The following is a 22,770-nucleotide window of genomic DNA, read 5'->3' on the forward strand; positions in this document are numbered from 1 at the left end:
CGTCCTCTATTTGCGCAAAAGGCGCAAGCCGTTGAACACCACCAGCAGGCTCACGCCCATGTCGGCAAACACTGCCATCCACAAGGTGGCCATGCCGGCAAAGGTGATCGCCAGGAAAATCGCCTTGATGCCCAGGGCCAGAATGATGTTCTGCCTGAGAATCGCCGCACTTTGGCGCGACAGCCTGACGAAGGCCGGGATTTTGCGCAAGTCGTCGTCCATCAACGCCACATCGGCCGTCTCGATGGCGGTGTCGGTACCAGCAGCGGCCATGGCAAAGCCGATTTCGGCACGGGCCAGGGCCGGCGCATCGTTGATACCGTCGCCGACCATGCCCACCCGATGGCCCTGGCTGTACAGCGCTTCGATGGTCTTGAGCTTGTCGTCCGGCAACAGGTTGCCTTCGGCGCGATCGATGCCGACCTGGGCGGCGATGGCCTCGGCGGTATGGGGATTATCACCAGTCAGCATGACCGTCTTGATACCCAGCTCATGCAGCTCGGCGATGGCCTGGCGACTGCTTTGCTTGACCGTGTCGGCCACGGCGAACAAGGCCAGCGGGCCGCTGCGGTCGAGCAGCAAGACCACGGTCTTGCCCTGACGCTCCAGTGCATCCAGCTGCGCCTCCAGCGCCGGCGAGCACAGGCCCAGCTCCTCCACCAGGCGGTGATTACCCAGGTGGTAGACCTCGCCCTCGATCACCCCGCGCACACCACGCCCGGCCAGGGCGGCGAAATCGCCCACCTCGCTCAAGGCCAGCCCTTGTGCCCTGCCGAACTGGGCAATGGCACGCGACACCGGGTGGTCCGAACGCTCACCCAGGCTGGCAGCCAAGGCTTGGGCACGGCCTTCGAACAGAGGCTCCAGCACCTTGGCGTCGGTCTGCACCGGCTTGCCGTGGGTGAGGGTGCCCGTCTTGTCGAGGGCCAGGTAATCCAGCTTGCGCCCGCCCTCCAGGTAAACCCCGCCTTTGATCAGGATGCCCTTGCGCGCCGCTGCGGCCAGGCCACTGACGATGGTAACCGGGGTAGAAATGACCAGTGCACACGGGCAGGCCACTACCAGCAGCACCAGCGCACGGTAGACCCAGTCGAACCAGGCGCCAGCCAGGAACAGCGGCGGGATCAGCGCCACGGCCAAGGCCAGGGCAAAGACCACCGGGGTGTAGATACGCGAGAACTGATCGACGAAGCGTTGGGTGGGCGCACGGGCGCCTTGGGCCTCCTCGACAGCCTTGATGATGCGCGCCAGCGTCGATTGCCCAGCGGCGGCAGTTACGCGGTACTCCAGGGCACCGGCCTGGTTGATGGTGCCGGCGAACAGCTTGTCACCCATGGCCTTTTCCACAGGCAGGCTTTCACCGGTGATCGGCGCCTGATCGACGCTGGATTGGCCGCTGGTGACTTCACCGTCCAAGCCGATGCGCTCACCTGGCCGTACCCGCACCTGGGCACCGATGGCCACCTCACGCACCTCCACTTCACGCCACTGGCCATCGGCCTGCTGTACCGTCGCCATGTCGGGGGTGAGCTGCATCAGGCCGCTGATGGCATTGCGGGCCCGGTCCAGGGAGCGCGCCTCGATCAACTCGGCGACCGTGAACAGCACCATCACCATGGCCGCTTCCGGCCACTGGCCGATCAGCACCGCACCGGTCACGGCAATGCTCATCAAGGCGTTGATGTTGAGGTTGCGGTTTTTCAGGGCGATCCAGCCCTTCTTGTAGGTGCCCAGGCCGCAACCCAGGATCGCCGCCAAGGCCAGCGCGGCAACCAGCCACTCAGGCGCCAGCCCGGTGAAATGCACCACTTCCGCGGCAATGGCGGCAACAGCGGACAGCCCCAGCGGCCACCAGCGGGTCTTGCTTGGCGAGGCGCTGGCGGCCGTTGCCGCGTCCCCTTCAATGAGGGGTTCGGCCTTCATGCCCAGGCTGTCGATGGCCCGTTCGATCTCGACGGTGCCGCCCAGCGTGTGCCGCACGCCAAGTACGCGGTTGATCAGGTTGAATTCCAACTGCTCGATGCCCGCCAGCTTGCCCAGCTTGTCCTGGATCAGCGTTTGCTCGGTGGGGCAGTCCATGGCCTCGATACGGAAGCGGCTGAGCTGTGCGTCGCCGCTGGCTTTTTCGCTCAACTGCACCAACGCTGGGGCGGCGGCGCTACCGCAGCAGCTGTGGGCGTGGTGGTCATGCTTGTGGTGGGGGCTGGCAGGCTGGTTCATTGGGTCATCCTTAAAGTGAGCCTGTTGCCAAGTGAACACCCTGTAGCCACTATAGGGTCAAGCCATCCGCTGGAGATTTCGCGATGAAGATTGGAGAACTGGCAAAAGCCACCGATTGTGCCGTGGAAACCATCCGCTATTACGAGCGTGAGCAGCTGTTGCCAGAGCCAGCGCGCACCGACGGCAATTACCGGCTCTACACCCAAGCCCACGTCGAGCGGCTGACCTTTATCCGCAACTGCCGCACCCTGGACATGACCCTGGACGAGATCCGCAGCCTGCTACGCCTGCGCGACAGCCCTGAAGGGTCGTGCGGCAGCGTCAATGCGTTGATCGATGAGCATATCGCCCATGTGCAGGCGCGGATCGATGGGTTGGTGGCGTTGCAGGAGCAGTTGGTGGAACTGCGGCAGCGGTGCAATGCGCAAGGGAATGAGTGCGCGATCTTGCAGCAACTGGAGGTGAATGGGGCGGTATCGGTGCCGGAAGGTGAGCATTCGCATGTGGGGCGAAGCCACGGGCATTGAGCATGCTGGGGGCGCTTTGCGCCCCAGCAATTGCGAAGGTTAAACCGCCATCGGCGCCGTCATCGGCGCATGGTGCTCATACCCTTCCAGGCTGAAATCACTCGGCTCGATCTGCTCCAGCCACTGCGGCTCATACTTGCCGGTCTCGGCAAACGCTGGCACGCGGTCGCTGATCACCAGCTTCGGCGCTTGCAGCGGCTCGCGTTTGAGCTGTTCGTTGAGCATGTCCAGGTGGTTCTCATACACATGGGCATCGCCAATGAAATACGTGAACCAGCGCGGCGTGTAGCCGGTCAGGCGGCCGAACAGCGACAGCAAAGCCGCGCCCTCGGTGAGGTTGAACGGCGTGCCCAGGCCCAGGTCGTTGGAGCGAATGTACAGGGTCAGGGAAATTTCCCGAGTCTCGGCATTCGGGTGGAACTGGTACAGCAGGTGGCACGGCGGCAGGGCCATTTCATCCAGCTGGGCGCAGTTCCAGCCGTGGAACAGGATGCGCCGGCTGCCCGGGTCGTTGGCGATGGTGTCCAGGCACTGGCGCACCTGGTCGATGGCCTTGTACAGGATGACAAAGGCCTGGCCGTCTTCCTCGTCCTGGGCAATCTTGCGGAACCCCTGCTTTTCAGCCATTTCGATGGCCGCCGGGTTGCTCAGCGGTACACGCTTGTAGCCCGGCCACTGGCGCCACTGAACGCCGTAGATCTCACCCAGGTCGTCATGCCCCTGGCGGAACGGGTTGGCCAGCCACTGGGCGTTTTCGTTGGCGTTCTGGTCCCAGACCTTGCAGCCCAGGTCGCGGAATTCACCGGCGTTCTTCACGCCACGCAGAAAACCGACCATCTCGCCGATGGCCGACTTGAACGCCAGCTTGCGCGTGGTGATGGCCGGAAAGCCCTTCTGCAGGTCGAAGCGCAGCATGGCGCCCGGCAGGCTGATGGTGCGGATGCCGGTGCGGTTTTCCTGCAGGGTGCCGTTTTCGATGACGTCACGGACCAGGTCAAGATACTGTTTCATGGCTTACCTGTAGCAAGAACGGCAGAGGGATCGCCCCTGCCGTCGGGAATCAGATGGCGGGTGTCGCCGTGGGTTTGCGATTATAAGCCCACCAGATCAATCCGAGGCCGGCCAGAATCATCGGGATGCAGAGTATCTGACCCATGGTCAGCCAGCCCCAGGCGATGTAGCCCAGCTGGGCATCGGGTACCCGGACGAATTCGACGATGAAGCGGAAGATGCCGTAGAACAGCGCGAACATCCCGGAGACCGCCATGGTTGGCCGCGGCTTACGCGAATACAGCCAGAGAATCAGGAACAGTGCCACGCCTTCCAGGGCGAACTGGTACAGCTGCGACGGGTGGCGTGGCAGTTGCTCTGGGTCGCTGAACGGCGGGAACACCATTGCCCACGGCACGTCGGTGGCCTTGCCCCACAGCTCGGCATTGATGAAGTTGCCGATACGCCCGGCGCCCAGGCCGATCGGTACCATCGGCGCGACGAAGTCCATCAGCTCGAAGAAGGTCTTGTTGTTGCGCTTGCCGAACCACAACGCCGCCAGCATCACGCCGATGAAGCCGCCATGGAACGACATGCCACCCTTCCACACCTCGAAAATCAGCGTCGGGTTGGCCAGGTAGGCGTGCAGGTCATAGAACAGCACGTAGCCCAGGCGACCGCCGACGATCACCCCCATCGACAACCAGAACACCAGGTCGGACAGCTTTTCACGGGACCAGGTGGGGTCGAAGCGGTTCAGCCGACGCGAGGCGAGCAGCCAGGCGCCGCCAATACCGACCAGGTACATCAGGCCGTACCAGTGGATTTTCAGTGGCCCGAGGGCCACGGCCACGGGGTCTATCTGCGGGTAAGGCAGCATGGATATTCCTCTAGTTTCAAATCAGCGAGCTAAATCAAAAAGCTGAGGCCGACGCAGAACAGCAACGCGGCGAACAGACGCTTGAGCAGGCGTGGCGACAGCTTGTGCGCCAGGCGCGCGCCGAAGCGGGCGAAAAACATACTGGTCACGGCAATGCCGAGCAGCGCTGGCAGGTACACGTAGCCCAGGCTGTGCGCCGGCAGGTGTTGTTCGTGCCAGCCCAGCCACATGAAACTCAGGGCACTGGCCAGGGCAATCGGCAGGCCACAGGCCGAGGACGTTGCCACCGCCTGCTGCATGGGCAGGCTGCGCCAGGTCAGGAACGGCACGGTCAACGAGCCGCCACCGATACCGAAGATCGCCGAAGCCCAGCCAATCACCCCGCCTGCTGCGGTCAGCGCGGGCTTGCCAGGGATGCCGCGGCTGGCCTTGGGCTTGAGGTCCAGGGCCATTTGCGCGGCGATGATCAGGGCGAACACACCGATGATCTTCTGCAGCAGCGGGCCCTGGATCAAGGATGCGGTCTTGGCGCCGACGCCGGCGCCGAGCAGGATGCCCACGGTCATCCAGGCGAAGATCGGCCATTGCACCGCTCCACGGCGATGGTGCTCGAGCACCGCATTGATCGAGGTGAAAATGATGGTTGCCAACGAAGTGCCGACTGCCAGGTGGGTCAATACCGAAGGGTCGAAGCCCTGCAAGGTGAAGCTGAACACCAGTACCGGCACGATGATGATGCCACCGCCCACGCCGAACAGCCCGGCCAGCACGCCAGCGCATGCGCCTAACAGCAGATAGAGTACGAACTCCATTCGTTGCCCCTGAGCAAATCAATCCGGCATGGTAACGGAAGCCGGGCTCGAGGCTCTAGTGAACTTCGTGACAGGATGGATCAGCACCGCCGCAGTGGGTACAGTGGCACAAAACACAGAGGCCCAACCGATGTGCCTGATCGTATTCGCCTGGCGGCCGGGGCATGCCCTGCCGCTGATCGTGGCGGCCAACCGCGACGAGTTCTATGCCCGCCCCACGCAGGCCCTGGCGGCCTGGGAGGATGCGCCTGGGGTGTATGCCGGGCGTGACCTGGAGGCCGGCGGCACGTGGCTCGGCGTGGGGCCGCAGGGGCGCTTCGCTGCGCTGACCAACATTCGCGACCCTGGGCAGGCGCTTGGCGTGCGTTCCCGTGGGGAGCTGGTGGCGGCGTTTCTGCAGGGTGAGCTTGGCGTTGAAGCGTATCTGGACCAGGTGGCCAGCCGCAGCAGCCAGTATTCGGGGTTCAACCTGCTGGTGGGCGATGGTACGCAGTTGGGGTATCTGCACGCTCGAGACGCGGCGCCGCGTTTGCTGGAGGCTGGGGTGTACGGGCTTTCCAATGCCGGGCTGGATACGCCGTGGCCCAAGCTGGTCAAGGCGCGCGACGGCCTGGAACGGTTGCTGGGCTCAGCTGACCCGCAGCGTTTGCTGGCGTTGCTGGCCGATGGCGAGACGGCGCCTGAGGCTGAGCTGCCGGAGACTGGCGTGGGGGTAGCGACCGAGAAGCTGCTGTCGAGTGTGTTTATTGCCAGCCAGAATTATGGAACGCGGGCCAGTACGGTGCTGATCGTGGATGATCAGGGTGAAAGACGGCTTATTGAACGCAGTTTCGGGCCGTTTGGGGGGCATTTGGGGGAAGTTGAGGTAATGGTCTGATAGAAGTGTTTCGGCAGTACCGGCCCCTTCGCGGGGCAGGTATCAGAGGGTCTTGTTGGCCCCAGGCCCGATCATCCGCGCCAGCCCAAGGTTCTTCAACGCCAGCTGCAACGAGCTGTGGATAACCTGCGGGTTGTCATGGCTCATGGCATCGGTCAGCAGTTCCTTGGCCTTGCTCATGTTGATCTGGCGCAGCATCCACTTCACCTTGGGCAGGTTGGTGGCGTTCATCGACAGGCTGTCGAAGCCCATGGCCATCAACAGTACCGCCGCCGCCGGGTCACCGGCCATCTCACCGCAGATGCTCACCGGCTTGCCCTCGCCGTGGGCATCGCGCACCACGGTATTGAGCGCCTGCAGCACCGCCGGGTGCAGGTAGTCGTACAGGTCGGCGACCCGTGGGTTGTTACGGTCGACTGCCAGCAGGTATTGGGTCAGGTCGTTGGAACCGACCGACAGGAAGTCGACCTGCCGCGCCAGCTCCTTGGTCTGGTACACCGCCGCGGGGATTTCGACCATCACCCCAACCGGTGGCATCGGCACATCGGTGCCTTCGTCACGCACCTCGCCCCAGGCGCGGTGAATCAGGTGCAGGGCTTCTTCCAGCTCATGGATGCCGGAAATCATCGGCAGCAGGATACGCAGGTTGTTCAGGCCTTCGCTGGCCTTGAGCATCGCGCGGGTCTGGACCAGGAAGATTTCCGGGTGGTCGAGGGTGACGCGGATGCCGCGCCAACCCAGGAAAGGGTTTTCTTCCTTGATCGGGAAGTACGACAGCGCCTTGTCCCCGCCGATATCCAGGGTACGCATGGTCACCGGCAGCGGGTGAAAGGCCGCCAGTTGCTCACGGTAGATCGCCAGCTGCTCTTTCTCGCTGGGGAAGCGCTGGTTGATCATGAACGGCACTTCGGTGCGGTACAGGCCTACCCCTTCGGCGCCGCGCTGCTGGGCACGTGCGACGTCGGCCAGCAGGCCGGTGTTGACCCACAGCGGCATACGGTGGCCGTCGGGGGTGATGCAAGGCAGCTCACGCAGTGCATCCAGGCCCTGCGCCAGCTGGCGCTCCTCCTCGACCACTTCGCTGTACTGCTTGCGCAGCACGTCGCTGGGGTTGGTGAACACCTCACCCTTGTAACCGTCGACGATCAGCTCGATGCCGTCGACCTTCGAATACGGCAGGTCGACCAGGCCCATCACCGTGGGGATACCCATGGCACGGGCCAGGATAGCGACGTGGGAGTTGCCCGAGCCCAGTACCGAAACCAGGCCGACCAGCTTGCCCTCAGGCACTTCGCCGAGCATCGCCGGGGTCAGTTCTTCGCTGACCAGGATGGTGTTGTCGGCGTACACCAGCGACTGCGAGCGTGCCTCCTGCAGGTAGGCCAGCAGTCGGCGGCCAAGGTCCTTGACGTCCGAAGCCCGCTCACGCAGGTAGTCGTCGTCCATCAGTTCGAAGCGGTTGACGTGTTCGCCGACCACCTGGCGCAACGCGCCCTGGGCCCACTGGCCGGTCTTGATGACCTCGGTCACTTCGCCACCCAGGGCGGCGTCCTCGAGCATCATCAGGTACACGTCGAACAAGGCGCGCTCTTCGGGGCGCAGCTGGGTGGCCAGCTTTGCCGACAGCTTGCGCATGTCGGCGCGCACGCCTTCAAGGGCGTTCTGGAACAGCTTGAGTTCAGCGTCGATGTCTTCGACGGTCTTGTCCGGCACCACTTCGAGGTCGGCAGGCGGCAGCATCACCACCGCACGCCCCACGGCAGCGCCTGGCGAGCCCGGCACACCGACGAAGCGAGCTTCCTGGATGCCCTTGCCCTGGCGGCCCAGGCCACGAATCGAGCCAGTCGCCTCGGCATGGGCGATAACCCCGGCGAGCTGGGCGCTCATGGTAACCAGGAAGGCTTCTTCGCCCTCATCGAACTGGCGGCGCTCCTTCTGCTGGATGACCAGTACCCCAACCACACGACGGTGGTGAATGATCGGCGCACCCAGGAAGGAGGCGAATTTTTCTTCACCGGTTTCGGCAAAGTAGCGATAACGCGGGTGATCGGCGGCGTTTTCCAGGTTCAGCGGCTCTTCCCGGGTACCGACCAGGCCGACCAGGCCCTCGTTGGGGGCCATGCTGACCTTGCCGATCGAACGCTTGTTCAGGCCCTCGGAGGCCATCAGCACGAAGCGGTTGGTTTCCGGGTCGAGCAGATAGACCGAGCAGACCTGGCTGCCCATGGCCTCCTTGACGCGCAAGACAATGATCCCCAACGCCGTCTTGAGATCTTTGGCGGAGTTCACTTCCTGGACGATCTTGCGCAGCGTATTGAGCATGGCTCGGGGTCGAACTCCGTCGTCAGTCGCGCGTCAGCAGACGCGGTGCTAGCTCTTTCAGGGCGCGACGGTAGACCTCGCGCTTGAATGTCACAACCTGGCCCAGCGGGTACCAATAGCTGACCCAGCGCCAGCCGTCGAACTCCGGCTTGCCCGTCAGGTCCATCCGTACCCTTTGTTCATTGCTGACCAGACGCAGCAGAAACCACTTCTGTTTCTGGCCGATGCACAGCGGCTGGCTGTGCGTACGCACCAGACGCTGGGGTAAACGATAACGCAACCAGCCGCGGGTGCAGGCAAGAATTTCCACATCATCGCGTTCAAGGCCAACTTCTTCGTTCAGCTCGCGGTACAGGGCATCTTCCGGCGTCTCGTCAGGGTTGATACCACCCTGGGGGAATTGCCAGGCATCCTGGTTGATCCGTCGAGCCCATAGCACCTGCCCGGCATCATTCGTGAGAATGATCCCGACATTGGGGCGAAAACCATCCGGGTCGATCACGGCAGCAACCTCGCAAACGCATGTCACCGCATTGTTCCACAAAGCCTGCGAGCGCAGCAACGCGCCCGCCAAGCTTATGTGCAGCGAGGTGAAAACTCCGTATTCTGCGGGCCTACCCTGTGGCTGATGCGAGTGAACGCGATGCGCCTGGCTTTATTCGACCTGGACAATACCCTCCTCGGTGGCGACAGCGACCATGCCTGGGGTGACTATCTGTGCGAGCGCGGCATTCTCGACCCGGTTGCCTACAAACAACGCAACGATGCCTTCTACCAGGACTACCTGCACGGCACCCTGGACCTGCAGGCCTACCTGGCCTTTTCCATGGAGATTCTCGCGGCAACGCCTACGGCCCAGCTCGACGCGTGGCACCGCGATTTCATGCGCGACTGCATCGAGCCGATCATCCTGCCCAAGGCCCTGGCATTGCTGCAGCAGCACCGCGAAGCGGGCGACAAACTGGTAATCATCACTGCCACCAACCGTTTCGTGACCGCGCCGATTGCCCGCCGCCTGGGCGTGCGCACCCTGCTGGCGACCGAATGCGAAACCCGTGATGGCCGCTTTACCGGGCGCAGTACCGATATACCGTGTTTCCGTGAAGGGAAGGTGACGAGGTTGCAGCGCTGGATGCTGGAAAACGACTATGACCTGGCAGACAGCTATTTCTATAGCGATTCGATGAATGACTTGCCGTTGCTGCAGCAGGTGACTCACCCGGTGGCGGTGGACCCGGACCCTAACCTGCAGGCGGAGGCGCAGCAGCGCGGGTGGCCGGTAATTTCGCTGAGGGATTGATGTTTTCTGTGTCGGCCGCTTGGCGGATACCTGCGAAGCGGCCGGCAGGTTCAGACAGGCTTGGCGCCCATCAGTCCGGCAATCGACAGGAAGCACACCCCGCTGAACACCGCCAAGGCCAAGGTAAACCGCAACCCCACCACCTCAGCCTTGCGCAGCCGATTCAAGCGCACCATCAGCCACCACACCGCCAATGCCCCGAAGGTATAGATGACGCTGGAGGCCAGCACCCAGGTCTGCCCCAGCGGCCAGCCCACCAGGTGCACCAGCCACCAGCCCGTGAACGGCATGCTCACCAGGCACAGGCCCATGACCAGCCAGACAAACACCAGCGGCCGCCGCAGCAATTTGCCGTAAGCCTCGCCATCGCCCAGCCTGCGGGCGCGAACCGTCCAGGTCGCCAGGCCCAGCGCGCCCAGAAGCAGCAGCGCGGTGGCGAGGATGTGCAAGGTTTTGAGTGTGGTCAGGTGTTCCATGTTTCGATTGTCCTTGTGCAGGCCGTCAGCCCCAGCTTAGCCGCTCAGCCCAGAAACAGCCGGTAAGCCGGGTTCTCGGTCTCGTCCCAATACGGGTAGCCGATTTTCGCCAAGGCCGCCGGCACCAGGTGGCGCTCGTCCTCTGGCACCTGCAGCCCCGCCACCACACGCCCGTCGGCCGCGCCGTGGTTACGGTAGTGGAACATCGAGATATTCCAGCGCCCGCCCAGTTTGTTGAGGAAGTTGAACAACGCACCCGGACGCTCCGGGAACTCGAAGCGCAGCACGATCTCATCACTGGCACCGGCCGAATGGCCACCGACCATGTGCCGGATGTGCAGCTTGGCCAGTTCGTTGTCGGTCAGGTCGGTGACCGGGAAGCCCTGCTCGATCAACTGCTGCACCAGCACCGCGCGCGGGTCGTTGTCCGGGTGGGTCTGCACGCCGACGAAGATATGCGCCTCGTCGGAGGTGTGCTTGCGGTAGTTGAATTCGGTGATCTGGCGTTTGCCGATCGCTTCGCAGAAGGCCTTGAAGCTGCCAGGGCGCTCGGGGATGGTGACGGCGATAATCGCCTCGCGCTTCTCGCCCAGTTCGGCCCGCTCGGCCACATGGCGCAGGCGATCGAAGTTCACGTTGGCGCCCGAATCGATGGCGACCAGGGTCTGGCCGGTCACGCCGTACAGCTCGACATACTTCTTGATGCCGGCAACACCCAGCGCCCCGGCAGGCTCGGTGATCGAGCGGGTATCGTCGTAGATATCCTTGATTGCTGCGCAGATCTCGTCAGTACTGACGGTAACCACCTCATCCACGTGCAGGCGGCAAATATCGAACGTGTGCTGGCCGATCTGCGCCACCGCCACACCGTCGGCGAACAGCCCGACCTGCGGCAGCACCACGCGCTCGCCCGCAGCCATGGCGGCCTGCAAGCAGTTGGAGTCGTCCGGCTCGACGCCGATCACCTTGATTTCCGGGCGCAGGTACTTCACGTAGGCAGCGATACCGGCGATCAGGCCGCCGCCACCGACCGGCACGAAGATCGCGTCCAGCCGGCCTGGGTGCTGACGCAGGATTTCCATGGCCACGGTGCCCTGGCCGGCGATGGTGTGCGGGTCATCATAAGGGTGGATATAGACGAAGCCCTTTTCGTCGACCAGCTTCAGCGAGTAGGCCAGCGCCTCGGGGAACGAGTCGCCATGCAGCACCACCTTGCCGCCACGCGAACGCACGCCTTCGATCTTGATCTCCGGGGTGGTCTTGGGCATCACGATCGTGGCCTTGATACCCAGCTCGCGGGCCGCCAGGGCCAGGCCCTGGGCATGGTTGCCGGCCGAAGCGGTGACCACACCGCGGGCCAGCTCTTCCGGGCTCAATTGCGCCAGCTTGTTGTACGCCCCACGGATCTTGAACGAGAACACCGGCTGCAGGTCTTCACGCTTGAGCAAAATCTGGTTGCCCAGGCGCTTGCTCAGCTGCCCGGCGCTTTGCAGCGGGGTTTCGACAGCGACGTCGTAGACGCGCGAGGTGAGGATCTTCTTGACGTACTGTTCGAGCATCGGGAAAGCATCACTGGCCGCAGGACAAGGGCTGCGAGTCTACCCCAGCGCTACGTCGGGCGACCACAGCAAAGCCGCGCAAGCCGTTATACTAAGCCCCTTTGAAACCTCCCCCGCCCCTCTCGGAGCCCGCATGACCCAGGACCAACTCAAACAGGCCGTCGCCCAGGCCGCTGTCGACTTCATTCTGCCCAAGCTGGATGAAAAGAGCGTTGTCGGCGTCGGTACCGGTTCGACCGCCAACTTCTTCATCGACGCCCTGGCTCAGCACAAGACCGCCTTCGATGGCGCGGTCGCCAGCTCCGAGGCCACTGCCCAGCGTCTGAAGGGCCATGGCATCCCGGTCTACGAGCTGAACAGCGTCAGCGAGCTGGAGTTCTATGTCGACGGTGCCGACGAGAGCGACGCGCACCTGAACCTGATCAAAGGCGGTGGCGCGGCCCTGACCCGCGAGAAGATCGTCGCGGCCGTGGCCAAGACCTTCATCTGCATCGCCGATGCCAGCAAGCTGGTGCCGGTGCTGGGCGCCTTCCCGCTGCCGGTCGAAGTGATCCCGATGGCCCGCAGCCACGTGGCGCGCCAGCTGGTCAAACTGGGCGGTGACCCGGTGTACCGTGAAGGCGTGCTGACCGACAACGGCAACGTGATCCTGGATGTGTACAACCTGCAGATCACCAACCCGGTCGAGCTGGAAGCGCAGATCAATGCGATCGTCGGCGTGGTCACCAACGGCCTGTTCGCGGCACGTCCGGCAGACCTGCTGCTGCTGGGCACCGCTGAAGGCGTGCAGAGCCTGAAGGCCGAGTAACCCCTCCTTCGCGGGGCAAGTCGGATCGCCGAACCGCCGCGCCCATAGATCCCCGCCTTTTCAATCCAGCGGGGGCGTCTGTGGGGCGGGCTTTGCCCCGCGAAGCGGCCCTCAAGGCCAATCAATCTGCCGGCTGCTTGAACACATAGAACAGGTTCGGCTCACTGACCAGGTAAATGGTCCCCGCCTCGTCCATGGCGATCCCTTCCGCCTGCGGCACCGTCTGCTTCAACCCCTGGTAACCCTTGCGCAACGACAGGGTGCTCAGCGGCCTGCCCTTCACGTCGAGCTCCAGCACCAGCCGCGATTCATCCGACAACGCCAGCAGGTGGCCGCTGCGTTCATCGAACTGCAAACTGGACAGATCCCGCACGAACAAACGCGAATCACGCTTGCGATCCTGCACCACATTCACGGCATAAGGCTGCTCGGGGTTTTCATGCGGGAAGCCATGCACTTCGTAGATCAGCATCGGGTCACGCTCCTTGGCCACGAACAAGCGCTTACCGGCCGAGTCGTAAGCCAACCCCTCGAAGCCCTTGTTGCCGTTCAGGCCAATGCCCAGGGTCAACTGCTCGGCATCACCGGCATCGAGGAACAGCGTGTCGTCATCAAGGCGCACGCGAATCAGCCGCTGCTGGCGTTCATCGGTGATCACATAACTGTTGGGCCCCACGTACTCCACCGCTTCCGGGTCGCCGAAGCCGGTCAGCGGCACCCGCCGCAGGATGCGGCCGTCCAGCGACAGCTCGATCAGCTCCGAGCGTGCATTGGTGACGGTGAACAGGGTCTTGCGGTCGGGGTCGTAGGTCAGGGCCGAAATGTCGTCATCCAGGCCCTCGACAGGCTGTGCCTCGACCACTACCCGATAGCGGTCCAGGCCAATGCCTTGTTCGGCAGGCTGCCACCAGGTCTTGAGGTTGAACCAGCCCCGCTCGAACAGGCGAAACTCTTGCCCGGCCCAACCGAGCAAGAGCAGGCCAATGAAGGCCGGGATCAGTGACAGGCGAAGAAAACGACGCATTTGAGGCAGACTCGACGAAGGGGTGACGAATCTAACCACGAACAACTGAACTAAAGCTTAATGCCATCATCCGAAAAATCAGATGATCGTGTCAGTTTTTCTTGAAACGATAGAAAAGCGCCGGCTCGCTGACCATGTACAGGTTGCCCTTGTCGTCCATGGCCACGCCTTCGGCACGCGGAATGGTGTCTTCAAGGCCGTTGAAACCACCCAGCAAGGTCATGAAGCTCACTTGCTGGCCCTGCTCATCCAGCTCCAGCAACATGTTGGAGTCTGCCGACAGCACCAGCAGGTGCCCGGTACGCGGGTCCACGCCAAGGGCCGAAAGGTTGCGCAGGTCGAGTTCATCACTGGGCAGCGGCTGTTTGTCGCCCTTGAGCGGGCTCCGGCCATCGGTGCTCCAGGTGTAGAGCTTGGGCGGGCGCTCTTCGCCGATCACCAGGCGTTGGCGCAAAGGGTCCCAGGCCACAGCTTCGAAGCCCTTGTTGCTCTTCACCGACTTGCCCAGGTCGTAGCTTGGGAAATCGCCGTGGTTGAGCGCTGTGGTGTGCGCATCCACCTTGACCACGGTCAGGTCGTGCAGCCGCTCGTCGACGATCGCCAGGTGCCCACCCTCCATCACCGCCACCCCTTCCGGGTTGTTCCAGCCGTGCAGCGGGATCTGGCGCAGCACATTGCCGTCCAGGCTCAGCTCGACCAGGAACGGGTTCTTGCCCATGACGGCGAACAGGGTGCGGGTTTGCGGGTTGAAGGCGATGTCCGAGGCTTCGTCATCGTCCATGCCTGGCAGCGGTTTGGCGTCGATATCGACTTGGTAGGCCGGCAACCACACGCTCTCGCTCTGCTCGGCCGTGCTTTCAAAGCTTTCCTGAACCCACAGCGCCGCGCGGTCATCCCAGTGCATGGCCACGGCGACGCCATAGCCGATGACCGCAGCAACTGCCAGGCCAAAGGGCCAGCGCAGGTAGAAGCGTCGCTTGGGCTTTGCAGAAACGGGGGCGCCGGAAGGCAATGCCATGCAGAGTTATCCTGGGTGAATGGGCGAAGGTTTGCGCATTATCCAGATGCCGTGTGAAAAAACGGTAAAAACCCGTCAGGTTACATCCGCGTGTGTGTAGGCGCGGCCTTGCCGGGGCGCCGACCGGTCGGAAAGGGGTGCGAAGCAGCCCCGGGATATTGGCGGCGACGCTGAAATCGAGGGGCCGCTTTGCGGCCCGTTCGCGACGCAAGGCCGCTCCTACACAAGCGGTGCCAGGTTAGAGCACCCGGCTTTCGAAGCGGCTGACACCCGGCAGTTCCAGCACCAGCTCATCACCGACATTGAACGGGCCTACGCCAGCGGGTGTACCGGTCAGAATCACGTCGCCGGCCTGCAGCGAGAAATGCGCAGCAATGTGCTGGATGATCGGCACGATCGGGTTGAGCATCATCGCGCTGGTGCCGTCCTGCACCACTTCGCCATTGAGGGTCAGGCGCACCGGGATGTCGGTCACGTCCTCGAAACTGGACGCCGAAACGAACGGCGGAAGCACGCAGGCGCCGTCGAAGCTCTTGCTCAGCTCCCACGGCAGGCCCTTTTCCTTGAGCTTGGCCTGCACGTCGCGCAGGGTCAGGTCGAGCGCCGGGGCGAAACCGGAGATGGCGTCGAGCACCTCCTCTTCGGTCGGCCGGGTGGACAGCGGCTTGCCAATCAGCACGGCGATCTCGGCCTCGTAGTGCACGGCACCACGGTCGGTCGGGATCTTGAAACCACCTTCCAGCGGCACCACGCAGCTACCCGGCTTGATGAACAGCAACGGCTCGCTGGGGATGGGGTTGTCCAGTTCCTTGGCATGCTCGGCATAGTTGCGGCCGATGCACACCACCTTGCCCATCGGGAAGTGAATGCGCGTGCCGTCTACGTACTGGTGCTGGTAACTCATGGCCGACTCCTCTGGATACTGCTTTTTATACGGGTGCGAAGATCTTACCCGGATTCATGATGCCGTTAGGGTCGAAGACGGCCTTTATTGCCTTCATGCAGGCGATTTCTTCGGGCGAGCGGCTGTAGCCCAGGTAGTCGCGCTTGGTCATGCCCACACCATGCTCGGCGGAGATCGAGCCGTTGTAGCGCTGGACGATTTCGAACACCCACTTGTTGACCTTGGCGCACGAGGCAAAGAAGTCATCCTTGCTCATGGCGTCGGGTTTGAGGATGTTCAGGTGCAGGTTGCCGTCGCCGATATGGCCGTACCAAACCACTTCGTAGTCCGGGTAATGCTCTGCGACGATGGCGTCGATATCACGCAGGAACGCGGGCACTTTCGACACGGTGACGGAAATGTCGTTCTTGTACGGTGTCCAGTGCGAGATGGTTTCGGACAAGTACTCGCGCAGCTTCCACAGGTTTTTGAGCTGGGTTTCGCTCTGGCTCATCACCCCGTCCAGCACCCAGCCTTGCTCGACGCAGTGCTCGAAGGTAGCCAAGGCTTCGTTGGCGACCTCCTCGGTACTGGCCTCGAACTCCAGCAGCGCATAGAACGGGCAATCGGTCTCGAACGGCGCCGGCACGTCGCCACGGCCCATGATCTTGGCCAGGCCCTTGTCGGAGAAGAACTCGAAGGCGGTCAGGTCGAGCTTGCCCTGGAAGGCATGCAGCACCGGCATGATCGAGTCGAAGTCTGGCGTGCCCAGCACCATCGCGGTGAGGTTGCGCGGGGCGCGGTCCAGGCGCATGGTCGCCTCGACCACGAAGCCCAGCGTGCCCTCGGCGCCAATGAACAGCTGGCGCAGGTCGTAGCCGGTGGCGTTCTTGATCAGGTCTTTGTTCAGTTCCAGCAGCTCGCCCTTGCCGGTGACCACTTTCAGCCCGGCCACCCAGTTGCGGGTCATGCCGTAACGAATGACCTTGATCCCGCCGGCATTGGTACCGATGTTGCCGCCAATCTGGCTGGAGCCGCTGGAGGCGAAGTCCACCGGGTAATACAGGCCCTGTTCTTCGGCATAGGCCTGCAGCTGCCGAGTGATCACCCCTGGCTGGCAGACCACGGTGCGGTCGAAGGCATTGAAATCGAGAATCTGGTTCATGTAGTCGAAGGCGACCACGACTTCACCATTGGCGGCCACCGCGCCACCGGAAAGCCCGGTGCGCCCGCCAGATGGCACCAAGGCCACCTTGTGCGCATTGGCCCAGCGCACAATCGCCTGCACTTGCTCGACAGTCTTGGGCAACACAATGGCAGTCGGCGCGGGCGGGTAATGCTTGGTCCAGTCCTTGCCATAGGCTTCGAGGGAAGCCGCGTCGGTCAGGACCTTGCCAGGGTCGACAAGGGTCATCAGTTCATCAATAACAGCGGGGTGGTTCATCGCTGGAACTCTCGACTTATTCATAGTCACCCTGAGCACTCTTCACCTGTCGGGATAAGCTCAGATTGTGTCGCGTATGCTAGCATAGCCCTCCCGCTGTTCATGCTAAGGCCGATGCCGCGCCTAGCATCACCCCTCGCCATTTTTTCTCCGGGATACAGGTTTACGCAGATGAGCAAGACTTCTCTCGACAAGAGCAAGATCCGGTTCCTTCTTCTTGAAGGTGTGCACCAGAACGCGGTCGATACCCTCAAGGCTGCCGGCTACACCAACATCGAATACCTCACTGGTTCGTTGCCGGAAGCCGAGCTGAAGGAAAAGATCGCCGATGCCCACTTCATCGGCATCCGTTCGCGCACGCAACTGACCGAAGAGATCTTCGACTGTGCGAAGAAGCTGGTCGCGGTTGGCTGCTTCTGCATCGGTACCAACCAGGTCGACCTGGAAGCGGCCCGCGAGCGCGGTATCGCCGTGTTCAACGCACCGTACTCCAACACCCGTTCGGTGGCCGAGCTGGTGCTGGCCGAAGCCATCCTGCTGCTGCGCGGCATCCCTGAGAAGAACGCTTCCTGCCACCGTGGCGGCTGGATCAAGAGCGCGGCCAATTCCTTCGAGATCCGCGGCAAGAAGCTGGGCATCGTCGGCTACGGCTCGATCGGCACCCAACTGTCGGTCCTGGCCGAGAACCTGGGCATGCAGGTCTACTTCTTCGACCCGCTGACCAAGCTGCCGCTGGGCAACGCGGTACAGGTCGCCAGCCTGCACGAGCTGCTGGGCCTGGCCGATATCGTGTCGCTGCACGTGCCTGAGCTGCCATCCACCCAGTGGATGATCGGCGAGAAGGAAATCCGCGCGATGAAGAAGGGTTCGATCCTGATCAACGCCGCCCGCGGCACCGTGGTCGAGCTGGATCACCTGGCCGCCGCGATCAAGGACAAGCACCTGATCGGCGCCGCCATCGACGTATTCCCGGTCGAGCCGCGCTCCAACGACGAAGAGTTCGAAAGCCCGCTGCGCGGCCTGGACAACGTGATCCTGACCCCGCACATCGGTGGTTCCACCGCAGAGGCCCAGGCCAACATCGGCCTGGAAGTTGCCGAGAAGCTGGTCAAGTACAGCGACAACGGTACTTCGGTGTCTTCGGTCAACTTCCCGGAAGTTGCCCTGCCGGCGCACCCAGGCAAACACCGCCTGCTGCACATCCACGAAAACATCCCAGGCGTGCTCAGCGAGATCAACAAGGTCTTCGCCGAGAACGGCATCAACATCTCCGGTCAGTTCCTGCAGACCAACGAGAAAGTGGGTTACGTGGTAATCGACGTCGACGCCGAATACTCGGACCTGGCGCAGGAGAAGCTGCAGCACGTCAAGGGCACCATCCGCTCCCGCGTACTGTTCTAAGTTTCACTGCATCATGAAAAAGGGAGGCCCTGGTGGCCTCCCTTTTTCGTTTGGATCCTGGGCCTGCTGCGCAGGCCTGTTTCACTCTTCCACAGTGACCGTGACCTTCTTCGATTCAACGCTCGGCTTGAACGGCACGTGATACTGGTCACCCAGCACCAGCTGCAAGGTGTGCTTGCCCGGCGTCAGGGTAATGGTCGCCTCGGTCTGTGCCTTGCCGAAGTGCAGCACTTGCGGGCCGGCCGGCAGCGGCGCATTGTTCTCCGGCATCAGGCTGGTTGGCAGCGGCATGTCGGCCACCGGCTGCTTGTCGACATCCACCAGCAAATGGTGATGCCCGGTATGCGGGGTCTGGTCACCCGCAGGTTTTAGCCCCATGCCCTCGATGCCGAACTTGACGGTGAAGGTCTTGTCGACCGTAGCGCCATCGGCGGGGGAAACGATGAAGACCTTGGCATCCTTGGGCGGCTCCTGGCTCTTCAGGGCATCCGCAGCACTGGCGAACACCGAGGCCCCCATCAGCAGACCGGCTACGGCAGCACGCGAAAATAGGCTGTTCATTCACTTCTCCTGTGATTCACTTATTGACCGCCACCTGCAAACGATCGGCGGCGGTAGTTCACCATAGCCCACAAAGAGAAATATTTCAGTTAGGGTTAAACCTCGCCAAGGCTTCAAGGTCATAGGCTGCGCTCGACCACGACGAGGAAGAAAGTCGTGGCGAAAGTTATTCATTTGCCAAAGGATAAAGGGGCATTACATGCGTTCGACCATAGGTGTACTGCTGGCAGTACTGATCACGCCATTGGCTCAAGCCGAGCTGATCGACGAAATCGCCGACCGGGGCGAACTGCGCATTGCCGTGCAGGCCGACAACTCGCCGTATGCGTTCAAAGAAAACGACCACCTGACGGGCTTTGAAATCGACTTCGGCCAAGCGTTGGCCAACCAACTGGACCTGCGTGCCGAGTTCATCGAAACGCCTGCGGCCGAAGTGCTGCCAGGTGTCGAAAGTGGCAAGTACGACATCACCCTGACCCCGTTGGACAACGCGCCCAAAGCCGATACACCGTTCGACCTGAGCCAGCCTTTTGGCGAGAAAAAGCTGGTCATCCCGTTCCAGAAGGACAACCCGGCATTCGAGAGCGCGGTGAACAACGCCTTGCAGCGCCTCAAGGACAGCGGGCGCACGGCGGAGCTTGAGCAGAAGTGGTTCAAGGGTGTGCAGGAGACGGCCGCAGGCCAGTGACCGCGCCTACACGTTCGCCAGTGCCTGCTGCGCTTCATCCAGCTCCAGCTCACTGAACACCAGCACCCCCTCGCGCCGCAGCAAGGCCGTGGTCACCCCTTCCCCCGGCACTTTCACCCCACTGAAGGTGCCATCGTAGGTCAGGCGATTACCACACGAGGGGCTGCCGGACTTGAGCACCGCGACCCGAATCCCGTGCCGGCGCACCAGCGCCAATGCCAGTTGAGCACCCGCCAGGAAGGCGTCGCTGACGTCCTCACCGGTTACCGTCAACACCTGTGCCTGGCCGTCGAGCACCTCGCCGCCCTGTCCGCCGGGGATCTCCGCAGGCGGGCGCGGGGTCGGCAGGCCGCCGGCCACTTCCGGGCACAACGGCACCACCCGCCCTTCGCCCTGCCAGAGCTGCAATAGGCCCGGGTGGCCACTGGCGCGGCCGTCATAGCGCACCGGCTGCCCCAGCAGGCAAGCGCTGACCAGTACCTTCGGCAGCTCAGAACGGGTCATTGCCACGCCTGCGGAACCAGCCGGTCAACGACAGTCGCTCACGCCCGGCCGGCAATACCTCATGGGGCACATCGCCCGCCAGAAACACCACCAGGCAGCCGGCCACAGGCTGCACATCGTGCTCGACACCATTGGCCAGGAACATGCGTAACTGGCCGCCATCCTGCGGCTGCCAACCCTCGTTCAGGTAGAACACCGCCGAGACCATGCGCCGGTCATCGTCACGGAAGCGATCCAGGTGACGGCGGTAGAACGCCCCTGGTGGGTACAGGGCGAAATGGCATTCGAAGTCTTCCAGGCCGAGAAACAGCCCCTGGTTGATGGCCAGGCGTAGCTGGTCCATGGCTGCCAGGTACTGGTCGCAGGCGGCGGCCTGGCCGGGGTCGATCCACTGGATCTGGTCGCCGCGGATCGCCTCGCGTACCTCCTGTGAAGCCCCGCGCCCGACCCCAGCCGGGTTGAGTTCGCCTTCGGCATCACGGCGTCGGCACTCGGCCGCAAGCGCGCGCACCAGGTCGGCAGGCAGAAAGAGCGCCTGCTGGGACCAGCCATGGGTGGCCAGATCGTCGACGACGGCCGCAAGCATCGGGTGTTCAGGGGAGGTGTGCATGGCGCGCATCATATCCATTAGCCCTGCACTCGCACAGCGCCACTTGGCTGAGAAGCGCGCAGGTATCTCGACAAACCGACGCTGGGACAAGGACAATGGCAGCCTGCCGACAGGAGTCCTGAATGCGCCGTCTGTTTTCCCTGATTCTGCTGATGATCTGCGCCATGCCTGTCTGGGCAGACAACCTGGATCAACTGTACAAGGCCGCCGGCTGGCCCGACCAGCGCGCCCACTTCAACGATGCCCTGAGCGCCGCCCAGGAACGCTATCGCAACAGCCTGCCGCCTGCGGTCTACCAAGCGCTGGTCAACAACAGCAATCAGCGCTTCCAGGCCCAGGCCGTGGACCGTCGTGCCCAGGCGCAACTGCGTGCCACCCTGAACAACCCCGCACCCGCGCTGGCCTTCTTCCAGTCGCCGCTGGGCCGCAAGGTGGTGGCCGCCGAACTGCAGGCCACGCGCAAGGACCAATTGGCCAAGCATGCCAAAGGCCTGCCGAAGATCCAGGCCAGCGACGACCGTTTGCTGCTCATCGGCCACCTGGCCCAGGCGCTGCCAGCCCGCGAGGCGGGTGCCGAAGTCAGCCTGGCGATTGCCGGCGTCGCCGCCGACAGCCTCAGCTCGATGATCCCCGGCCTGTTCGGCGGCGGCCAGGCCCAGGGCCTGCTCGACGGCCAGCGCCAACGGCTGATGAACCAGATCGGCGAAGACCTCAACAATACCTTGCTGTACGTCTACCGCGACTTGTCCGACGCCGAGCTTGAAGCGTTCGCCACCTTCGCCGAATCGACCGAAGGCAAGGCGTATTACCAGGCGGCACTGGCGGCGGTGCGAGCGGGGCTGGCGGTGGGCCAGAGCGCTGCCGACCTCAAGTGATCAGCCCAGGCGCTGGTCGATGAAGGCGAAGTAACGCTGGCGAATGCCGGGCAGTTCATTGGCCAAGTGGTGCCGCGCGTCGGGCAGCATCAGGATCTGCGGCTCGGTGAACTTGGCCTTGAGCACTTCGAGGTTGTAGGGCCAGTCTACCGTGCCATCCGCCTCACCCTGTACGATCAAGGGCCGCCGCGTGCTGCGTGGCGCCGCTTCTATGCGCTTGACCCAGGCGATCAGTGCACCGACCCATGCGGTCGGGAGGCGGCGCGGTTGCAGCGGGTCGGCCTCCAGGAACGTCAGGAATGCCGGGTCATTGGTGTTCTCACTGAACCGCCGTTCGATGCCGTTGACGAAATGGCGCAGCACGCAGTAGCTGAACTTCGACCACCGCCAGGCACTGGGCCGCACCAGCGGCGCAAGCAGAATCACCTGTCCGTCGGCCGGGCTTTGCTCGCCCCGGTGCAACAGGTGGTCGACCACGATGGCGCCACCCGTACTCTGCCCGCACAGGTGCCAAGGGCGCGGCAGGTCCAGCCTGCGTGCTTGCTCGAACAGGGTATCGAGCACCTGCTGATACAGCGAGAAGTCACTGATACTGGCCCGCTCACCACTGGATAGGCCATGCCCGGGCAAGTCGCAGCTGATCACCGCGTAGCCCTGGCCCAGCGCCCACTCGATCACATGCCGATAGAGACCCATGTGGTCGTAATAGCCATGCAGCAGGAATACGGTGGCCACCGGCTGCGGTGGTAGCCAGACTTGCCCGACCACATCGAACCCGGCCGCCTGGAAGCCACCCAGCCAGCGCTGTACAGGCAGATCCAGGCCGTAGAAATGCTGGTAATCCCGACCCTGCGCCGACAACGGCTGGCGATCGGTCAAGGGCGCCAGGCTGGCGCGCAGCAGGTCGGGGAGTAAGGCAGCGGGCATTGGGTACATCCAGAGCGAAGCGAGTATTGATCTGTGATATTCAGCTCTGAGCCTCAACGTGGCA

General features: G+C 63.1%; 23 protein-coding genes. 7 read left to right on the top strand and 16 right to left on the bottom strand.

Features of this window, described 5'->3' with window-relative positions; genetic code table 11:
- Positions 1–6: 6 nt before the first annotated feature.
- Positions 7–2,220 (bottom strand): heavy metal translocating P-type ATPase, encoded by a 2,214-nt coding sequence (locus LOY26_RS25425; RefSeq protein WP_186657816.1) that lies wholly within the window; start codon positions 2,218–2,220, stop codon positions 7–9.
- Between the two features lie 83 nt (positions 2,221–2,303).
- Between LOY26_RS25425 and cadR the strand changes: the two genes are divergently transcribed.
- Positions 2,304–2,747, top strand: coding sequence for a cadmium resistance transcriptional regulator CadR (cadR, locus tag LOY26_RS25430; protein ID WP_186657814.1), 444 nt, complete (start codon positions 2,304–2,306; stop codon positions 2,745–2,747).
- Positions 2,748–2,786: 39 nt separating this feature from the next.
- Here cadR and LOY26_RS25435 read toward each other — a convergent pair whose 3' ends face one another.
- Genes LOY26_RS25435 through LOY26_RS25445 form a run of 3 tightly spaced genes read right to left on the bottom strand, consistent with a single transcriptional unit; the run spans position 2,787 to position 5,429 of the window.
- Complete coding sequence (locus tag LOY26_RS25435; protein WP_033702064.1) at positions 2,787–3,758, bottom strand: thymidylate synthase; 972 nt, start codon at positions 3,756–3,758, stop codon at positions 2,787–2,789.
- 49 nt (positions 3,759–3,807) lie between these two features.
- The gene (lgt, locus tag LOY26_RS25440) at positions 3,808–4,617 is read right to left on the bottom strand and encodes a prolipoprotein diacylglyceryl transferase (protein WP_033702066.1); all 810 of its coding nucleotides are present in this window, start codon (positions 4,615–4,617) and stop codon (positions 3,808–3,810) included.
- Positions 4,618–4,646: 29 nt separating this feature from the next.
- On the bottom strand, positions 4,647–5,429 hold the full coding sequence (locus LOY26_RS25445) for a sulfite exporter TauE/SafE family protein (RefSeq protein ID WP_047582150.1): 783 nt from the start codon (positions 5,427–5,429) through the stop codon (positions 4,647–4,649).
- A gap of 130 nt (positions 5,430–5,559) precedes the next feature.
- Between LOY26_RS25445 and LOY26_RS25450 the strand changes: the two genes are divergently transcribed.
- Positions 5,560–6,306 (top strand): NRDE family protein, encoded by a 747-nt coding sequence (locus tag LOY26_RS25450; protein WP_033702070.1) that lies wholly within the window; start codon positions 5,560–5,562, stop codon positions 6,304–6,306.
- A gap of 42 nt (positions 6,307–6,348) precedes the next feature.
- On the opposite strand, the gene ptsP is transcribed toward LOY26_RS25450, so the two are convergent.
- Entirely contained in the window at positions 6,349–8,628 is a 2,280-nt protein-coding gene (ptsP, locus tag LOY26_RS25455) for a phosphoenolpyruvate--protein phosphotransferase (RefSeq protein ID WP_033702071.1), read from the bottom strand.
- Between the two features lie 22 nt (positions 8,629–8,650).
- On the bottom strand, positions 8,651–9,130 hold the full coding sequence (locus tag LOY26_RS25460) for an RNA pyrophosphohydrolase (RefSeq protein ID WP_003249017.1): 480 nt from the start codon (positions 9,128–9,130) through the stop codon (positions 8,651–8,653).
- A gap of 141 nt (positions 9,131–9,271) precedes the next feature.
- Here LOY26_RS25460 and LOY26_RS25465 point away from each other — a divergent pair, with 141 nt between their 5' ends.
- A complete protein-coding gene (locus tag LOY26_RS25465; RefSeq protein WP_033702072.1) occupies positions 9,272–9,928 on the top strand; it encodes an HAD family phosphatase in 657 nt (218 codons plus the stop codon).
- 50 nt (positions 9,929–9,978) lie between these two features.
- Here the strand turns inward: LOY26_RS25465 and LOY26_RS25470 are convergent, their stop codons facing one another.
- Positions 9,979–10,404 (bottom strand): DUF2269 family protein, encoded by a 426-nt coding sequence (locus LOY26_RS25470; RefSeq protein ID WP_186657790.1) that lies wholly within the window; start codon positions 10,402–10,404, stop codon positions 9,979–9,981.
- Positions 10,405–10,448: 44 nt separating this feature from the next.
- Positions 10,449–11,963 (bottom strand): threonine ammonia-lyase, biosynthetic, encoded by a 1,515-nt coding sequence (gene ilvA, locus LOY26_RS25475; RefSeq protein ID WP_033702075.1) that lies wholly within the window; start codon positions 11,961–11,963, stop codon positions 10,449–10,451.
- Between the two features lie 133 nt (positions 11,964–12,096).
- On the opposite strand from ilvA, the gene rpiA reads away from it, so the two are divergent.
- A complete protein-coding gene (rpiA, locus tag LOY26_RS25480) occupies positions 12,097–12,771 on the top strand; it encodes a ribose-5-phosphate isomerase RpiA (protein ID WP_033702077.1) in 675 nt (224 codons plus the stop codon).
- 121 nt (positions 12,772–12,892) lie between these two features.
- Here the strand turns inward: rpiA and LOY26_RS25485 are convergent, their stop codons facing one another.
- From LOY26_RS25485 to LOY26_RS25500, 4 genes are all read right to left on the bottom strand, one after another.
- On the bottom strand, positions 12,893–13,795 hold the full coding sequence (locus LOY26_RS25485; RefSeq protein ID WP_033702078.1) for an SdiA-regulated domain-containing protein: 903 nt from the start codon (positions 13,793–13,795) through the stop codon (positions 12,893–12,895).
- Between the two features lie 91 nt (positions 13,796–13,886).
- Positions 13,887–14,813 carry an SdiA-regulated domain-containing protein gene (locus tag LOY26_RS25490; RefSeq protein ID WP_258714226.1) on the bottom strand — a complete coding sequence of 309 codons (927 nt, stop codon included), beginning with the start codon at positions 14,811–14,813 and terminating at the stop codon, positions 13,887–13,889.
- A gap of 238 nt (positions 14,814–15,051) precedes the next feature.
- Complete coding sequence (locus tag LOY26_RS25495; RefSeq protein ID WP_186657765.1) at positions 15,052–15,717, bottom strand: fumarylacetoacetate hydrolase family protein; 666 nt, start codon at positions 15,715–15,717, stop codon at positions 15,052–15,054.
- A gap of 25 nt (positions 15,718–15,742) precedes the next feature.
- Complete coding sequence (locus LOY26_RS25500) at positions 15,743–17,140, bottom strand: FAD-binding oxidoreductase (RefSeq protein ID WP_033702081.1); 1,398 nt, start codon at positions 17,138–17,140, stop codon at positions 15,743–15,745.
- A gap of 171 nt (positions 17,141–17,311) precedes the next feature.
- Between LOY26_RS25500 and serA the strand changes: the two genes are divergently transcribed.
- Positions 17,312–18,541, top strand: coding sequence for a phosphoglycerate dehydrogenase (gene serA, locus LOY26_RS25505; protein WP_027592284.1), 1,230 nt, complete (start codon positions 17,312–17,314; stop codon positions 18,539–18,541).
- 81 nt (positions 18,542–18,622) lie between these two features.
- On the opposite strand, the gene LOY26_RS25510 is transcribed toward serA, so the two are convergent.
- Complete coding sequence (locus LOY26_RS25510; RefSeq protein WP_186657759.1) at positions 18,623–19,102, bottom strand: DUF4399 domain-containing protein; 480 nt, start codon at positions 19,100–19,102, stop codon at positions 18,623–18,625.
- A gap of 199 nt (positions 19,103–19,301) precedes the next feature.
- Between LOY26_RS25510 and LOY26_RS25515 the strand changes: the two genes are divergently transcribed.
- Entirely contained in the window at positions 19,302–19,790 is a 489-nt protein-coding gene (locus LOY26_RS25515) for a transporter substrate-binding domain-containing protein (protein ID WP_186657757.1), read from the top strand.
- Between the two features lie 6 nt (positions 19,791–19,796).
- Here LOY26_RS25515 and LOY26_RS25520 read toward each other — a convergent pair whose 3' ends face one another.
- A complete protein-coding gene (locus tag LOY26_RS25520) occupies positions 19,797–20,294 on the bottom strand; it encodes a DUF523 domain-containing protein (RefSeq protein ID WP_186657754.1) in 498 nt (165 codons plus the stop codon).
- Positions 20,281–20,913, bottom strand: coding sequence for a 2OG-Fe(II) oxygenase (locus LOY26_RS25525; protein ID WP_033702087.1), 633 nt, complete (start codon positions 20,911–20,913; stop codon positions 20,281–20,283). The genes LOY26_RS25520 and LOY26_RS25525 overlap by 14 nt, the downstream gene beginning before the upstream one ends.
- 113 nt (positions 20,914–21,026) lie before the next feature.
- Here LOY26_RS25525 and LOY26_RS25530 point away from each other — a divergent pair, with 113 nt between their 5' ends.
- Positions 21,027–21,779, top strand: coding sequence for a DUF2059 domain-containing protein (locus LOY26_RS25530; RefSeq protein ID WP_186664682.1), 753 nt, complete (start codon positions 21,027–21,029; stop codon positions 21,777–21,779).
- On the opposite strand, the gene LOY26_RS25535 is transcribed toward LOY26_RS25530, so the two are convergent.
- A complete protein-coding gene (locus LOY26_RS25535; RefSeq protein WP_033702090.1) occupies positions 21,780–22,706 on the bottom strand; it encodes an alpha/beta hydrolase in 927 nt (308 codons plus the stop codon). It abuts the gene before it with no gap.
- Between the last annotated feature and the right edge of the window lie 64 nt (positions 22,707–22,770).

Source organism: Pseudomonas sp. B21-047 (assembly GCF_024748775.1).
Taxonomy (GTDB): Bacteria; Pseudomonadota; Gammaproteobacteria; order Pseudomonadales; family Pseudomonadaceae; genus Aquipseudomonas; species Aquipseudomonas capeferrum.

Coding starts and splice junctions, on each gene's coding strand:
- LOY26_RS25425 (WP_186657816.1), bottom strand. CDS start 2,220: ATGAACCAGCCTGCCAGCCCCCACCACAAGCATGACCACCACGCCCAC.
- cadR (WP_186657814.1), top strand. CDS start 2,304: ATGAAGATTGGAGAACTGGCAAAAGCCACCGATTGTGCCGTGGAAACC.
- LOY26_RS25435 (WP_033702064.1), bottom strand. CDS start 3,758: ATGAAACAGTATCTTGACCTGGTCCGTGACGTCATCGAAAACGGCACC.
- lgt (WP_033702066.1), bottom strand. CDS start 4,617: ATGCTGCCTTACCCGCAGATAGACCCCGTGGCCGTGGCCCTCGGGCCA.
- LOY26_RS25445 (WP_047582150.1), bottom strand. CDS start 5,429: ATGGAGTTCGTACTCTATCTGCTGTTAGGCGCATGCGCTGGCGTGCTG.
- LOY26_RS25450 (WP_033702070.1), top strand. CDS start 5,560: ATGTGCCTGATCGTATTCGCCTGGCGGCCGGGGCATGCCCTGCCGCTG.
- ptsP (WP_033702071.1), bottom strand. CDS start 8,628: ATGCTCAATACGCTGCGCAAGATCGTCCAGGAAGTGAACTCCGCCAAA.
- LOY26_RS25465 (WP_033702072.1), top strand. CDS start 9,272: ATGCGCCTGGCTTTATTCGACCTGGACAATACCCTCCTCGGTGGCGAC.
- LOY26_RS25470 (WP_186657790.1), bottom strand. CDS start 10,404: ATGGAACACCTGACCACACTCAAAACCTTGCACATCCTCGCCACCGCG.
- ilvA (WP_033702075.1), bottom strand. CDS start 11,963: ATGCTCGAACAGTACGTCAAGAAGATCCTCACCTCGCGCGTCTACGAC.
- rpiA (WP_033702077.1), top strand. CDS start 12,097: ATGACCCAGGACCAACTCAAACAGGCCGTCGCCCAGGCCGCTGTCGAC.
- LOY26_RS25485 (WP_033702078.1), bottom strand. CDS start 13,795: ATGCGTCGTTTTCTTCGCCTGTCACTGATCCCGGCCTTCATTGGCCTG.
- LOY26_RS25490 (WP_258714226.1), bottom strand. CDS start 14,813: ATGGCATTGCCTTCCGGCGCCCCCGTTTCTGCAAAGCCCAAGCGACGC.
- LOY26_RS25495 (WP_186657765.1), bottom strand. CDS start 15,717: ATGAGTTACCAGCACCAGTACGTAGACGGCACGCGCATTCACTTCCCG.
- LOY26_RS25500 (WP_033702081.1), bottom strand. CDS start 17,140: ATGAACCACCCCGCTGTTATTGATGAACTGATGACCCTTGTCGACCCT.
- serA (WP_027592284.1), top strand. CDS start 17,312: ATGAGCAAGACTTCTCTCGACAAGAGCAAGATCCGGTTCCTTCTTCTT.
- LOY26_RS25510 (WP_186657759.1), bottom strand. CDS start 19,102: ATGAACAGCCTATTTTCGCGTGCTGCCGTAGCCGGTCTGCTGATGGGG.
- LOY26_RS25515 (WP_186657757.1), top strand. CDS start 19,302: ATGCGTTCGACCATAGGTGTACTGCTGGCAGTACTGATCACGCCATTG.
- LOY26_RS25520 (WP_186657754.1), bottom strand. CDS start 20,294: ATGACCCGTTCTGAGCTGCCGAAGGTACTGGTCAGCGCTTGCCTGCTG.
- LOY26_RS25525 (WP_033702087.1), bottom strand. CDS start 20,913: ATGCGCGCCATGCACACCTCCCCTGAACACCCGATGCTTGCGGCCGTC.
- LOY26_RS25530 (WP_186664682.1), top strand. CDS start 21,027: ATGCGCCGTCTGTTTTCCCTGATTCTGCTGATGATCTGCGCCATGCCT.
- LOY26_RS25535 (WP_033702090.1), bottom strand. CDS start 22,706: ATGCCCGCTGCCTTACTCCCCGACCTGCTGCGCGCCAGCCTGGCGCCC.